The organism is Achromobacter aloeverae, assembly GCF_004121055.1.
GTDB classification, from domain to species: domain Bacteria; phylum Pseudomonadota; class Gammaproteobacteria; order Burkholderiales; family Burkholderiaceae_B; genus Bordetella_C; species Bordetella_C aloeverae.
On the sequence record NZ_PYAL01000001.1, the window covers coordinates 1533831 to 1547748 of the forward strand.

Here is a 13918-nt window from a genome sequence, read left to right on the forward strand (position 1 = left end):
ACAACCGTCCCGGCCGGCGCGCATGGCGCAGGCGCCGCCAGCGTGACCAGCGTGGCCAGGGTCTGGGCCTCAGTCCTTGCCTGGTGCGCGCGCAACGCCATGCCGGCCCGCCAGCGCGTCCGCCTCCTGCAGGATGAAGCGGCGCAGCCAGGCATGAGGCGCATCGGCCTGGTGCCGTTCATGCCAGAACAGGGAGATCCGCAGGCGCGGCAACGGCAAGGGCGCCGGCAGGACCACCGTCCCGCTCGACGGGGCCAGGGCGCTGGCCATGCTGGCGGGCAAGGTGGCGACGAGGTCCGTGTCGCGCACCACGAAAGGCACGGCCAGGTAGCTGGACAACACCATGGCGACGCGCCGGCGGCGGCCCTGTTCGGACAGCGCCGCGTCCAGCTGGATGTTGAAGTAGCCGGAATGGCCGACGGCGTCGATATGCTCATGGTCGAGGAAGGTATCCATGTTCCAGGGGCGCGCCAGCAGGGGATGGCCAGCCCGCACCAGGCAACAGGCGCTCTCCTCGAACAGGAAACACGCACGCAGGCTGTCGGGCGGGTCCGGGTAATGCCCGATATACAGCTCGATGTGGTTCTGGGTCAGCATGTCCAGCCCGCCATGCGGCGTGGGCGGCAGGACACGCAGGCGGATGTTGGGAGCGACGGCGCGCAGCCGGGCGACCAGTCCCGGCAGGGCGACGAACTGGATGTAGTCGCTGGCGTAGAGGCTGTAGCGCTTGTGGGCGGCGGCCGGGTCGAAGTCCGAACCGGCGAGGGTTTCGCTGCGCCAGGCCTCCAGGAAGGGCCGGAACTCGCGGTGCAGGTGCATGGCGCGCTCGGTGGGCAGCAGCGAGTTGCCGTGGCGGATCAGGAGCGGATCGCCAAACAGGTGGCGCAGGCGGCTGAGGGCCGAACTCATGGCGGGCTGGGTAATCCCTAGCTGGGCAGCGGCCTTGGAGACGCTGCGCAGGGAAATCAGCGCATCGAAATGCGGCAACAGGTGTAGATCCACGGACTGCATCGTGTCTGGTTTATAGGTCTATAAGTCGCACTATGTGGGGCACGCCAGCTGATGTTCGTACCATGTCCGGGGAGCAGGCATCCGCTCGAACGGATCCGCATCCGGACTGTCTTTTTACTACGACTCGACGAGAAGGATCTCAATATGAGCACAAGGGGAAAGCTGGCAATGGCGCTGGCGTTCTATGCGGCACTCTGTACCGCGCAGGCCGCACCGCAGGAAACGCCCGCGCAATGGCCGGACAAGCCGGTGCATTTCATCGTGCCGTTCGCCGTCGGCGGCTCCACCGACCTGGTCATGCGGCGCGTCGCCGATGAGCTGGGCAAGGAGACGGGACAGCCGATGATCGTGGAAAACCGCGTCGGCGGCGGCGGCCTGGTGGGGTCGTCCTGGATCACGCGGCAGAAGCCGGACGGCTATACCCTGATGATAGGCACGATCTCCACCCACGCCATGCATCCCAGCGTGTTCAAGTCGCTGCCCTACGACATCTTCAAGGACTTCACGCCGATCACGATGATAGGCACCATCCCGGACCTGATCGTGGTCAATCCGCAAGTTCCCGCCAAGACCTTGCAGGAATTCATCGCGCTGGCGAAAAGCAAGCCCGGCCGCATCACCTATGCGTCCGGCGGCCCGGGCACGTCCAGTCACCTGGGCGCCGAGTACTTCGCCGCCGAGGCGGGCATCAAGCTCAACCACATCCCCTACAAGGGCAGCGGGCCGGCGCTGGTCGACGCGCTGGGCGGCCATGTCGACATGATGCTGGACGTCATCATGACCTCGCTCGAACCCGTCAAGAATGGCCGCATGCGGGCATTGGCGGTGACCTCGCGCACGCGCTCGCCGCTCATGCCGGACGTGCCGACGGTCGAGGAGCTGGGCATCAGGGACTTCGAAGCCATCATCTGGTTCGCCATCTACGGTCCCGCCGGCATATCGCCGGCCTTGCAGCAGCGCATCGCCGACCGCATCGACCAGGTACTGCAGGGCCAGGACATGAAGACCTTCCTGCTGCAGCAGGGCATCCAGGTCGCCGGCACGGGGCCGGCCCAGCTGTCGGCGCAGATGCGCACCGACTACGCCAAGTGGAAGCGCGTGGTGGAGATCTCCGGCTTCGAGCCGCAGTAGCCGTGGGGCGGGAGAGACCGAGGGCCGGGCCCGCCCCTCCCCGGCGCCCCGGGGGCGCGATCACCAGGTATAGGTGGCCGTCGCCATCACCGTGCGTTGGGCGCCGTAGTAGCAGAACAAATAGCTGGAGCAATACGACACGTAGGTCTTGTTGAACAGGTTGGACGCATTCAGCGCCAGCCGCCAGCGATCGATGTCGTAGTGCACCGCGGCGTCGACCAGCGTATGCGACGGCACGACCAGCGTATTGTCCGCGCTGCCATAGCTCTTGCCCACATAACGCACGCCGGCCCCGAAGCCCAGCTTGTCCAGCGGGCCGCCGTGTATCGTGTAGTCGCCCCACACCGACGCCATCTGCACCGGCTGCGAGACGGGATGATTGCCCTGGTCGCCGTTATTGGACTTCAGCACCGTCTGGTGCAGGTAGGAATACGACGCCAGCAGGCTGAAGTTGCGCGTCAGTTCCGCATGGCCTTCCACTTCCACCCCGCGCGATCGGACTTCGCCCGACTGTACGCTGTAGTTCGTGTGCGCGGGATCGGCGGTCAGCACATTGCTCTGGCGCAGGTCGAACAACGCCAGGGTGACATAGCTGCGCACGTCATTGGGCTGGTACTTGATGCCCACCTCGTACTGCTTGCCCTCGGTCGGCTTGAAGGCATTGCCCGCGTAGTCCGTGCCGGTCTGCGGCTGGAAGGACGTCGAATAGCTGGCGTACGGCGCGACGCCATTATCAAACTTGTAGTTCAGGCCGGCGCGCCAGGTGAAGGCGTGGTCGCGCTGGTCCGTGCGCGACGACGGCAGGCCCGTAATGGCGTTGTCCTGGCGATCGTCCGTATGGGCCCAGTCGAAGCGCCCGCCCAGTGTCAGCAGCCAGCGGTCCAGGCGCGCCTGCTCCTGCAGGTAGGTGCCCAGCTGCGTCAGCCGGGTGGTCTGGTCCAGCGTGACCGGCACCGTCGGCAGGACGCTGAAATCCGGGTTGTAGATATCGATGGGATAGTTGGCGAAATACGCCCCGCCGCGATGGATGTTGCTGCGCAGGTATTGGTAATCCAGCCCGGCCAGCACCGTGTGGCGCACCGGCCCGGTCGAGAAATCCGCCTGCACCTGGTTGTCCAGCGTGAACTGGCCCATGTGCTCCTTGTTCACGTTGGCCCACATGTAGGCCGTCCGGTAGTCCGGATTGAGCAGGCTGGACACCGACGTCTGGTAGTAATCGATGTCGTCATGCAGGTAGCGCAGGTTCTGCCGCACCTTCAGGTGTTCATTGAAGCGATGCTCGAAGAGATAGCCCGCGGAGTATTGATTGCGGGAAAAGTGATCGCGGTCCGGATCGCCGAGATAATCATGCGGAGAAATCCGGCCATTGGGATTCCAGCGCACGGTGCCGTAGGCGGGCAAGGGATTGAACAGGCCGCCCTGCGGATCGCGCTGGAAGCTCGTCAACAGCGTCAGGCTGGTGTCCGCGTCGGGACGCCACGTCAAGGCCGGCGCGATGGCCAGGCGCTCCTCGCCAATATGGTCGGTCTGCGTGTTGGAATCGCGCGCCAGGCCGGTGACGCGGTAAAGCCACTTGCCGTCCTGGTCCAGCGGACCACCGAAGTCGAAACCCAGCTGGCGGCGCTGGTCGTTGCCTATGCCTACCGTGATGGAATGCAGCGGATCCTCGGTCGGTCGCTTGGTCACCATGTCCACCACCCCGCCCGGGCTGGCCTGGCCATAGAGCACCGACGCGGGACCGCGCAGCACGTCGATGCGTTCGAGGAAGTACGGGTCGATGCGGGGATTGGCGAACCAGGTCGTGCGGTTCAGCTTCATGCCGTCCAGGTAGGAATCCGCGGCGAAGCCGCGGATGCTTAGCTGGTCGAAGCGCAGGTCGTTGTCCTGGCTGGAGGTGGACGGCACGTAGCGCACGGCCTGGTCCAGCGTCTGGACATTCTGGGCGTCCATCTGGGCGCGCGTAATGACCGTCACCGACTGCGGATTGTCGATCAGGGCCGTGTCCGTCTTGCTGCCGGCCCGGGAGCGCGTGGCGACATAGCCGGACACCGGCCCGTCGGCGGTTTCCTCGACGCGCTGTCCGCTGACGTCGATCGTCGGAAATTGGGTATTGATCTCCTGGGTTCCGGTCTGCTGGGCAGCCTGCTGCGCTTGCGCGCCGACCGTCCAGCCTGCCAGGACCGCCAAGGTCCACGTGGACGCGCGCAAGGCCGGGCGCGCCGCCAGAATCGAAAACATGAAGCGCTCTCCTCGGAGCATGGGAACCAACTCATAAACAAAAATAAGAATTCTTATTATTTGAATTGAAAAGCGGCAGGGCTAGTGGTCAAATGTCGACGCGAACCGGACAACAATTGGCATGATCACGTACTTTTCAGGACAGGCCACCGCAAAATGGACAATATCTGGCGACAACGCTACGCCGCGGGATATCAACGGCAACCCTGGCCCGTCATGGGCTGGGGCAAGCGCTATCGCGGCGGCCAGCGCGAGATCTGGCATAGCCATGAACAAGGCCAGCTGGTCTATCCCAGCGTGGGCGTGGTGCGGGTGCTGACGCCGGTGGGCGCGTGGACGGTGACGCCCGTCCAGGGCTTGTGGATCGCCTCGGGCGTGGACCATGAACTGCACATGATAGGCGCCGTGCACCTGCAGACCCTGCGGATAGAACCGGACGCCGCGCCCTGGCTGTGGCAGGAGTGCCGGCTGATCGAGGTGCAGCCCCTGCTGCGCGAACTGATGCTGGCGATGACCGCCGAGCCGCTGGAGTATGCCCCCGACAGCAATGCGGCGCTGATCGCGCCGCTGGCGCTGCGCTGCCTGGGGAACGCGCCTAGGCTGGACCATGGCAGGCTGCCCCTGCCCCGCGACAAGCGCCTGCTGCGCGTTTGCGAAATGCTGATGCAATCACCCGCCAGCGACAGCACGCTGGAGCAATTGAGCAGCCAGGTCGGCGCCAGCGCGCGCACCGTGGCACGCCTGTTCCAGGCCGAGACCGGCTTGACCTTCGGACAATGGCGGCGGCAGTTGCGTCTATCCGAAGCCGTGTGCCAGCTCTCGCTGGGCACGCCGGTCTCCACCGTCGCGCGCGACCTGGGCTATGCCAATCCCAATGCCTTCACCGCCATGTTCCGCAAGGCGCTGGGCTCGCCGCCGCAGCGGTACATGCGCGGCCTGTGAAGACGCCTCCCACCGACGGTGTTTACAAGCGGATCAATCGGCACTTCGGCTTGAGCCAGGGGGAAGACCGGTGACGCGCTTGAACGCGCGACTGAATGCAGCCTGCGAGCTGTAGCCCAGGCGTTCGGCAACCGAGTCTATCGACAGCCTGTCGTAGGTCAGCCATTGCCTGGCGAGCCGCATCTTCAATTCGGTCGCGTAGCGCAAAGGCGGGGTCCCCACCGTGGCATGGAATCGCTTGGCGAAAACCGAACGCGAGATATGGCACTCGTCCGCCAGTTCAGCCAATTTCCAATCGCGAGCCGGCTGGCGGTGCAAGGCCAGGATGGCGCGGGCCAGTCGCGGGTCTCGCAGCGCGCCGGCCATGCCGGAGGCATTGTCGCAGCCGCACTCGATCCAGCCCCGGACGATCATCGTGGCGACCACTTCGGCCAGTCGGGCCAGGATGTCCGCGTAGCCCACGCGCCTGGAGCAGATTTCTCCTTTCATCGACGAGAGGATAGGAATCAGGCCCGGATAGCGGTCGCTGTCGGCATTCACGCACATGACGTTAGGCATCAACTGGCCAAGCGCCCGCATGCCGCCAAGGTCGAATTCCATGCAACCGTAGAAGAAGATCGCGCTCGGCACGGTGCTGGTGCTGGGGCACGTATCCACCTCGGTCACGGAATTGCCGATCAGGGTCGTTTCAAGCGCCTCGATATCCTGCGCGTGGGCATCCTCGGTCGATAACCATTGATGCGCCTGTCCATGAGGCAGGAACACGGCATTGCCGGCGCTCACTTCATGCAAGGTCCCATCGTCGGTGCGCAGCAGGGCCGATCCCACAGCCAGGTAATGAAAATATCCATGGCCCGCCTTGGCTGCAAAACTCAGCCCAAAACTTGGACCGGTCTGCACGCGCTTGTAGCGCACGCCGCGTAGCCGCATGCCGGTAAGCAATTCGCTGATCAGGTGCGGCGCAAGCGCATAGGCCGTAGTCATCGCGATGGGATTTTCTATCAAAAATTCAATACGACTCATCATAGATCATCCTGCTCCCCACACCTAGACTCGCACCCACTGACTGTTTTCGGATGAGTGAAATGCGTAGTTATGTGGACAAATCCCAGCCGGGCGCTTCGATCGGCACGGACGACATCGACCCGGCTTCGGCTGCCTGGACGGCCGTGTTTTCCTTGGCGATGGGCGTGTTCGGCCTGTTGACCGCGGAGTATCTGCCGGCAAGCCTTCTGACGCCCATGGCCGCGACCTTGCGCGTCTCGGAAGCCATGGCGGGACAGGCTGTTACGGCCACCGCGGTGGTCGCACTATTCGCAGGCTTGTTCGTACCGGGTCTTACGCGCAGCCTCGATCGCCGCATCGTGCTGCTGGGCTTTTCAATCTTGATGATCGTGTCCAATCTATTGGTCGCGGCGTCGTCCAGCATGTGGGTATTGTTGCTGATGCGCGTACTGCTGGGGATCGCATTGGGCGGTTTCTGGAGCATGGCCGCGGCTGTCGCCATGCGCCTGGTACCGGCTGCGCTGCTGCCACGCGCGCTAGCCATCATCTTCAGCGGCATCGCCGTGGGGACGGTGGTGGCCGTACCGTTGGGCAGCTATCTGGGCGGTCGATTCGGATGGCGCAGCGCCTTTGTCGCCGCCGGGGTCGTGGGCATGATGACACTGGCATTCCAATGGTTCACCTTGCCGCGTATGGCGCCCCGCCAGCCCGCCCGCCTGGGAACGATCCTGGAAGTTCTCCGGCGCCCCGGCATCCCCCTCGGGATGCTCGGCTGCGTGCTGGCGCATACGGGGCATTTTGCCCTCTTCACCTATATCCGGCCATTCCTGGAAAACGCGACGGGTATCGGGACGGACGGCCTCGCGCTCATCTTGCTCGGCTTCGGCATCGCAAATTTCTTCGGGACCATGCTGGCCGGCTGGCTCATGCAGCGCAGCCTGCATTTCACCTTGGCGCTGATGCCCGTCATCGTCGGCGTCGTGGCCCTGGCAATGGCCATTTTTCCCGCGTCCCTGATCGGACAGGCAACGCTGGTCGCGGCCTGGGGTCTCGCATTCGGCGGCGTGCCGGTCGCATGGTCGAACTGGGTAGCGCGGGCGGTGCCGGATCAAGCCGAAAGCGCGGGCGGGATGGTCGTGGCGTCCGTGCAGTCATCAATCGCAACCGGCGCCGCGGCGGGCGGAGCGATGTTCAGCCTGAGCAGCATTACCGGCGTCTTCATCGCGGGGGGCTGCCTCATGCTGCTGGCCGGCCTGTTCATCTCCACGCGCGTCAATGTGCGGCCGCCGCCGCGGGGCGCGGCCACGCAGCCCGCGGTTCATCCTTGACGGCTAGCTCGGGCAAATGACGCAGGCGAAAGGGCCAAAGGACAAGGACCAAAGGACCAAATAGCTACAGTGTCATCTGATGACACGATATATTATCTGTTGACACTGCACGCGAATCCATTTCAAATGCGGTCTGGTTCGGAAATACCGAGCGGTGGAACTCGATACCGATAGCAAGGGAAAAAATGAGCAGCCCAAAGTCAGAAAAAGGACGCCTGAAGTCCTTGCGCGCAGTTGGCGTCGGCAACGCACTCGAATGGTTCGACTGGACGCTTTATGCCACCTTCTCCGCATACCTGGCGCGCAACCTTTTCGACAAGGCCGATGCGCGTTCCGCGATGCTGTCGACGCTGGCCGTATTCGCGGTGGGTTTCATTGCACGCCCGCTAGGGGGCCTGATATTCGGAAAACTGGCCGACCGGCTTGGGCGTCAACGCATGATGCTCATCACGATGTCCCTCCTTGCCGTGAGCAGCCTTGGAATCGCACTGATTCCAACTTATGAGTCGATAGGCCTGGCGGCGTCCCTGACGCTCATGATCTTTCGGCTACTACAAGGCATCGCGCATGGCGGCGAGACGGGTGTTTCCTACACCTATGTCGCGGAGATCGCCCCAAGCAAGCATCGTGGCCTGTGGTCGAGCTCCATCTATCTCGGCGTGATGGGCGGCGTGATCGCCGCCACGCTGGTGGCTGCGGCGCTGACAGCGATACTTGAGCCCGCCGCAATGAGCGATTACGGATGGCGTATCGGCTTCGCGGTCGGCGGCGTGCTCGGCATTTATGTGCTCTTCATGCGTCGCAACATCGAGGAATCGCATGTCTTCGCCGAACAGCGCAACCAGACTTCGGCGAATCGAAAATTGTCCCGCCGGGAAGTGTTTCGCATCGCCCGCAATCTTGTCATGCTCAACTGCTGCGCCAATGTCACCTACTACGCCTGGGTGACGTTTGCGCCGGCAACCGCGATTGCCAAGGGCATGGACGCGGCCGGGGCGTACCGTGCGAGCCTGCTCGCAATGCTTTTGTGCGTGCTGTGGCTGCCCATCTGCGGAATCATCTCCGACAGGCTGGGTCGTAAACCCATTATCGTCGCCTGGGGCGTCCTGGTTGTCGTACTCACCCAACCCATCGCTACCATGGTGACCACGGAGCCGCGTACCCTCTTCTGGGCGCAGGTCATCGGGCTTGCGGCGTGGTCTCTTATCGCCTCGATCTTTCCCGCGGTGCTGTCGGAGCAAGTGCCCACGCAGGCGCGTGCGCAAGGCGTCGGATTTGTTTCGTCGGTGTCCGTTGCCATCTTCGGCGGAACGGCGCCTTATCTGAACGCCTATCTTGCCGGAATCGGGCTGGAGCACGTCTATACCTACTACGTGATGGCCCTGGGCGTGGTCACCATCGTCGCGGGACTTCTGATCCGCGAGACCGCCGGTGTCGATCTCAGTGAGATCCAGGGTGGCGCCGTCGAAAATGCGTCGACCGCGCTGGCTCCCTCACCCGGTACGCAGCCGAGCACTGACTTCGGCCGCCGCCGTCTGGAGTAAGCCCAGCATTTCGGGCACACCGTTCTTGATCACGAATTGAGGAGTCAAGGTTGCAACGCTTATGCTGGCGACAAGCTGCCCATTTCGATCCAGGACCGGCACCCCCAAGGCAGACATTCCCAGCGTGTACGTGTCAACGGCAAACTCCCATCCACGCTCGCGGATCTGGGTCGCGGCGCGTTCCAGCGCGACGGGATCGACCACCGTACTTGTCGTCGGCCGCTCCAGGGGGCCCTGCAGGACTTTCGCACGCTCTTCCGCCGATAAATAAGCCAACAGCACCCGGGGTCCGCCGCTATGGTTCAAGGAAACCCGGGTGCCTATACCCGACCAGCGCGTATCGATATGCAGATCCGGACTTTTAACTCTATCCAGGCATAGCGCGGAACCGTCGAAGTATGTCCACAGGAATGACGTCGCGCCGCTGCGCTCGGCAAGACGGGTCAACGCGGGCGCCGCGACATCACGAAGGTCGTTTCCATATTGGACCGCGGGCATGAGCAGTAGGATGCCCGCTCCAAGCGAGTAGGTTTTCGTCGTATCGTCAAACTCGATGAAGTCGCCGGAGGCCAGCGTCTGAAGCAAACGTCTTGTCGTACCTTTGTCCAGGCCGCTCAGTCGAGTCAACTCTGCGAGAGAGAGACGCGCGGTCGTCGGACCGAAGGCGCGCAGAAGCGCCATCGCGCGTTCAACGGCACGGACTTTGGATAGAGAGCCACCCGTCTCGCCCATCACCACCCCCTTGGAACAAAAGCCATAGCATTAATGTCGTCTGATGACACATCATATTATCTCCCAACATCCTGACCGGTCTTCAGTGGATGCCGGATTCGCAGTTCGACCGTTATCGGGCCCTCGGCAAGGCGCTCGCGAAACCTGGGTCGAAGTCCCCTCGCAAGAGGGCGTTGCCGCGGCCTGGTGCTATTCCGACCACCGTTCCTACCTGCCAAATGACGTCGTCCGCCTGCATGTTTCTTCAAACCGCGATCGCGTCGGCCTGAAGATCTACCGGGAGGGCGCGAAACGAATCCTCGTGCATCAAACTGGCATACACCCGGCGAGTTTTCACGCCGTGCCTGATCGCGCTTATGAACGTGGATGCGACTGGCCTGTTTTCTCGCAATGGACCATCCCCGCCGACACGCCGTCCGGCGCCTACCTGGTCGAGGTGGTCGATGCCAACGACGTCCCTCTCGGGCACCATGTATTCATCGTTCGCGCGCTACGCAAGCGCGAGCACGCGCTAGTACTTGTGGCTGCCACGTGTACCTGGGCCGCATACAACGACTGGGGCGGCGCCAACCATTATTTCGGCATGCATCCCGATACGCCTCGTGGACGTGCTCCCATCCTGTCCGCCCAGCGTCCGTGGGCCCGAGGCCAAGCCTGGCTGCCTCCGGATGCTCCTCGCTCGGTCAATACAAAGCGTCCCGACAAGGCCGGGCCTGTCCGCTACGAATTCATCGAATGGGCAGCGGCCCATGGATTCAGCAAGTACTACGCATTAGCCGGGTGGGCCTCTTACGAACGCCTGTTCCTTATGTGGGCTGAAAAACACGGTTATGTGGTGGATCTGATCACCCAGGACGATCTGCATCACGACCATGGGGCGCTCGACGGTTACCGCTGCGCGGTATTCGTCGGCCATGACGAGTACTGGTCGCGCGAAATGCGGGATCACGTGGATGCTTTTGTCGAGGGCGGCGGCAACGTTGCCAGATTCGCAGGGAACTTCATGTGGCAAATACGGTTGGAGGCCGGAGGCACAAGACAGGTAGCCTACAAATACGACGCTCGAACCCGCGATCCCCTCGCGGCCACGCAACCTGCGTTGATGACCAGCGCATGGGAAGACCCGCTGGTAAACCATCCCGGCGCTTCGACGTTCGGCGTAAACGGCCTGCGGGGCATTTACGCCGGATTTGGCGGGATGGCCCGGCGCGGTCCGCGCGGTTTCACCGTCTTCAGGCCGGAACACTGGGCCTTCTCGGGCTCGGGCCTGGGCTATGCAGACATGTTTGGCGACTCGGTCAATATCTTCGGCTATGAAGTGGACGGCTTGGACTACACCTTTGTCGATGGGCGCCCCGAGCCACTGGGTACGGATGGCGCGCCTCAAGGGGTGGAGATCCTGGCTATGGGTTGGGCGACGCTATCCGAAGCCGGCCGCCCTGAAGATGCATACTCGTTCATGCTGGGTGATCGCGACACGCTTTTTCGGGCGTCCCTCCTGGCGCCGGACGCAACGGCGGAGAGCGTCCAGCGTCACAGCCGGGGCAGCGGCATGATCGTGCACTTCAAGAAAGGGGCGGGCCAGGTTTTCACGGCAGGGACCTGTGAATGGATATATGGCCTTAGCCTGGGCGAGGAGGCTGCCGAGACCATCACCAACAATGTTCTTGTAAGGTTTCTCGGCCTGGACCGGTAATCATCGCCCAGCCTCCGGGCAGACGCGCCGCGTTGGGACATCCGCGTCTGTTCGCCATGGCCGAACAGTGTTTTCCCGCCAGGCGGCTTACTTGAAATCCTGAAACACGGCAGCATCTGGCTGGCAGGCCTTGCCCCGGTTGTGCCGCGCAAGGCCGTCCCCCTTGGTCTCTTTAATCTCTTAGTTCACACGCCTTCAGGAACACCCCGCATGTCGACCACCTGCAGATTGAGCGCGCGCTGGAAAGAACGCCGCTCCCCGTTGCCCGCCGCCGTCCGGCGCTGGCTTGGCCTGGACGCCATCGCGCGGTCGCGGCTGGTCCAGGGGTCGGCCCAGCATGACGGCGAGCGCTTTCGCAATGTGGCGCCGGCGCCCGCCGAAGGCCTGGGCAAGATGCTGCGCATCGCCTGGAACATGCTGCTGCACAAGCCCAAGGACACGGTGCCGGCCGGCGCCATCCCGGTCGACGCGCTGACCGCCGGCGACCTTGCCGCCGCGCCGGACCGCAGCCTGTACCGCCTGGGGCATTCCACGCTGCTGTTCAAGCTGCACGGCCAACTCTGGTTGACCGACCCGGTGTTCGGCGAGCGCGCGTCGCCCTTCGCGTCCATGGGCCCGCGCCGCTTTCATGCGCCGCCGATCGCGCTCGACGACCTGCCCGCGCTGCGCGCCGTCATTCTTTCCCACGACCATTACGATCACCTCGACCGCGACACCGTTGTCGCGTTGGCGGCCAAGACCGGCGTTTTCCTGACCACGCTGGGCGTGGGCGACCGCCTGATCGAATGGGGCGTCCCCGCTCACCAGGTCCGGCAGTTCGACTGGTGGGGCGGCATCACGCTGGACGGCGTCACCTTCACCGCGACGCCGGCGCAGCACTTTTCCGGCCGCGGCCTGCTGGACCGGAATCGCACGCTGTGGTCATCCTGGGTGATCGACGACGGTGAGGTGCGGGTCTTCTTCAGCGGCGATAGCGGCTACTTCGGCGGCTTCCGCGAAATCGGCGACAAGCTCGGCCCCTTCGATGTCACCTTCGTGGAAACCGGGGCTTACGACAAGCAGTGGCCTTATGTCCACATGCAGCCCGAGGAAACCGTGCAGGCCCATATCGACCTGCGCGGGCGCTGCCTGGTGCCTATCCACAATGGCACCTTCGACCTGGCCATGCACCGCTGGCAGGATCCGTTCGAGCGCGTGACCACCATCGCGCGCCCGCGCGGCGTCGTACTGTCGACGCCACGCATGGGCGAGCGCCTGGACCTGGCCGCGCCCCAGGCGGGCACGCCCTGGTGGCGGGACGTGTCCTAGGCAGACCGGCCTGAGGTCAGGCTGCCGGTGGCTTCCTGGCGCGCGTTCCAGCCTTCGACGCGGACATGGACTCCCTGCACACGCGCTGCGCGATTTCCGCCACCATCATGCCGACCCGCCCCACCGAGTCCATGTGATAGGACGCGAAGAATTCGTAGGCGGGCAGTCGCACGTCCGTCTGTATGACGCGCAACTTGCGCGAGTCCATCTCCCCGAGCAGGCAGGCAGCGCTGACAGCGCCTATCGCCAGCCCCCGCTCGGCGACGCAGACCAGCGCCTCGCTGGAATTCACCGAGTTCAGCTGTACGGGCCAGAGACCCCGTGCGCGGAAGGCCTCCTCCACCGAACCATACGTGGCCGAGTCCCGCGCATATGTGATGATGGGATAGGCCGCGAGATCGGGCAGCGACATTTTCGCGGGTAGGCGCAACCGGCTGCTCGCGATCCATTCCGTCCGGTACGAGGCCAGGGAAACATTGCGGACGCCCGCCGCGTGCGTGGGCCCCATGATGATCGCCAGGTCGAGCTCGCCTTCGAGCAGCAAGGCTCGCAAGCGCGGCGAGGTGTCGATATTCATCTCCAGCGTATGGTGAGGCAAGTCCTTCTTGACCTCGGCGAACAGGCGTGGAAGCCAGGCGCTGACGATAGTGCTGGTGGTGCCGATGCGTATGACCTGGTGCGCGGCCGGCGCGCCCGCGGCCTGCGTCTTGAACATGTCCGCCGTCGCCAGCAGCTGTTCCGCCGTATGCAGCAGCTGCATGCCGCGCGCGGTCAGCGTGACCTCGGTGCCGCTGCGGTCCAGCAATTTCGCGCCCAGTTCCTCCTCCAGTGCGGCAAGCCGCAGCGAAACGGCCGGCTGGGTGATATGCAGCCGATTGGCAGCCGCGCGGAAATTGCGCAAGGTGGCGACACTGACGAAGGCTTCGATCTGGCGGAGTTCCAAGGCGTTCTCTGTCGGAAGGCGCATGGATGGCACGCCAATA

11 protein-coding genes are annotated in these 13918 nt (G+C 64.0%); 6 read left to right on the forward strand and 5 right to left on the reverse strand.

Annotated features, from left to right (window positions below; translation table 11 throughout):
- Positions 1-69 precede the first annotated feature (69 nt).
- Positions 70-1002, reverse strand: coding sequence for a LysR family transcriptional regulator (locus tag C7R54_RS06690; RefSeq protein ID WP_377813552.1), 933 nt, complete (start codon positions 1000-1002; stop codon positions 70-72).
- 153 nt (positions 1003-1155) lie between these two features.
- Between C7R54_RS06690 and C7R54_RS06695 the strand changes: the two genes are divergently transcribed.
- A complete protein-coding gene (locus C7R54_RS06695; protein WP_158021162.1) occupies positions 1156-2142 on the forward strand; it encodes a Bug family tripartite tricarboxylate transporter substrate binding protein in 987 nt (328 codons plus the stop codon).
- 60 nt (positions 2143-2202) lie between these two features.
- On the opposite strand, the gene C7R54_RS06700 is transcribed toward C7R54_RS06695, so the two are convergent.
- Positions 2203-4380 carry a TonB-dependent siderophore receptor gene (locus tag C7R54_RS06700; protein ID WP_129149332.1) on the reverse strand — a complete coding sequence of 726 codons (2178 nt, stop codon included), beginning with the start codon at positions 4378-4380 and terminating at the stop codon, positions 2203-2205.
- Between the two features lie 156 nt (positions 4381-4536).
- Between C7R54_RS06700 and C7R54_RS06705 the strand changes: the two genes are divergently transcribed.
- Complete coding sequence (locus C7R54_RS06705; protein ID WP_129149333.1) at positions 4537-5322, forward strand: AraC family transcriptional regulator; 786 nt, start codon at positions 4537-4539, stop codon at positions 5320-5322.
- 33 nt (positions 5323-5355) lie between these two features.
- Here C7R54_RS06705 and C7R54_RS06710 read toward each other — a convergent pair whose 3' ends face one another.
- Positions 5356-6306 carry an AraC family transcriptional regulator gene (locus tag C7R54_RS06710; protein WP_129149334.1) on the reverse strand — a complete coding sequence of 317 codons (951 nt, stop codon included), beginning with the start codon at positions 6304-6306 and terminating at the stop codon, positions 5356-5358.
- 101 nt (positions 6307-6407) lie between these two features.
- On the opposite strand from C7R54_RS06710, the gene C7R54_RS06715 reads away from it, so the two are divergent.
- Positions 6408-7655 carry an MFS transporter gene (locus tag C7R54_RS06715; protein ID WP_129149335.1) on the forward strand — a complete coding sequence of 416 codons (1248 nt, stop codon included), beginning with the start codon at positions 6408-6410 and terminating at the stop codon, positions 7653-7655.
- A gap of 185 nt (positions 7656-7840) precedes the next feature.
- Positions 7841-9199: an MFS transporter gene (locus tag C7R54_RS06720; RefSeq protein ID WP_129149336.1), complete on the forward strand. Its 1359-nt coding sequence runs from the start codon at positions 7841-7843 to the stop codon at positions 9197-9199.
- On the opposite strand, the gene C7R54_RS06725 is transcribed toward C7R54_RS06720, so the two are convergent.
- Positions 9149-9931: an IclR family transcriptional regulator gene (locus C7R54_RS06725; RefSeq protein ID WP_129149337.1), complete on the reverse strand. Its 783-nt coding sequence runs from the start codon at positions 9929-9931 to the stop codon at positions 9149-9151. The genes C7R54_RS06720 and C7R54_RS06725 overlap by 51 nt on opposite strands.
- 43 nt (positions 9932-9974) lie before the next feature.
- Between C7R54_RS06725 and C7R54_RS06730 the strand changes: the two genes are divergently transcribed.
- Together C7R54_RS06730 and C7R54_RS06735 are read left to right on the forward strand one after the other, a co-directional pair.
- The gene (locus C7R54_RS06730; RefSeq protein WP_129149338.1) at positions 9975-11627 is read left to right on the forward strand and encodes a N,N-dimethylformamidase beta subunit family domain-containing protein; all 1653 of its coding nucleotides are present in this window, start codon (positions 9975-9977) and stop codon (positions 11625-11627) included.
- A 210-nt stretch (positions 11628-11837) separates the two neighbouring features.
- Complete coding sequence (locus tag C7R54_RS06735) at positions 11838-12935, forward strand: MBL fold metallo-hydrolase (RefSeq protein ID WP_129149339.1); 1098 nt, start codon at positions 11838-11840, stop codon at positions 12933-12935.
- A gap of 16 nt (positions 12936-12951) precedes the next feature.
- Here C7R54_RS06735 and C7R54_RS06740 read toward each other — a convergent pair whose 3' ends face one another.
- The gene (locus tag C7R54_RS06740; protein ID WP_129149340.1) at positions 12952-13902 is read right to left on the reverse strand and encodes a LysR family transcriptional regulator; all 951 of its coding nucleotides are present in this window, start codon (positions 13900-13902) and stop codon (positions 12952-12954) included.
- Positions 13903-13918: the final 16 nt, after the last annotated feature.

What these genes read in the sequence shown, in the direction of transcription:
- C7R54_RS06695 (WP_158021162.1), top strand. Translation starts at nt 1,156, where the DNA reads ATGAGCACAAGGGGAAAGCTGGCAATGGCGCTGGCGTTCTATGCGGCA.
- C7R54_RS06700 (WP_129149332.1), bottom strand. Translation starts at nt 4,380, where the DNA reads ATGTTTTCGATTCTGGCGGCGCGCCCGGCCTTGCGCGCGTCCACGTGG.
- C7R54_RS06705 (WP_129149333.1), top strand. Translation starts at nt 4,537, where the DNA reads ATGGACAATATCTGGCGACAACGCTACGCCGCGGGATATCAACGGCAA.
- C7R54_RS06710 (WP_129149334.1), bottom strand. Translation starts at nt 6,306, where the DNA reads ATGACTACGGCCTATGCGCTTGCGCCGCACCTGATCAGCGAATTGCTT.
- C7R54_RS06715 (WP_129149335.1), top strand. Translation starts at nt 6,408, where the DNA reads ATGCGTAGTTATGTGGACAAATCCCAGCCGGGCGCTTCGATCGGCACG.
- C7R54_RS06720 (WP_129149336.1), top strand. Translation starts at nt 7,841, where the DNA reads ATGAGCAGCCCAAAGTCAGAAAAAGGACGCCTGAAGTCCTTGCGCGCA.
- C7R54_RS06725 (WP_129149337.1), bottom strand. Translation starts at nt 9,931, where the DNA reads ATGGGCGAGACGGGTGGCTCTCTATCCAAAGTCCGTGCCGTTGAACGC.
- C7R54_RS06730 (WP_129149338.1), top strand. Translation starts at nt 9,975, where the DNA reads ATGACACATCATATTATCTCCCAACATCCTGACCGGTCTTCAGTGGAT.
- C7R54_RS06735 (WP_129149339.1), top strand. Translation starts at nt 11,838, where the DNA reads ATGTCGACCACCTGCAGATTGAGCGCGCGCTGGAAAGAACGCCGCTCC.
- C7R54_RS06740 (WP_129149340.1), bottom strand. Translation starts at nt 13,902, where the DNA reads ATGCGCCTTCCGACAGAGAACGCCTTGGAACTCCGCCAGATCGAAGCC.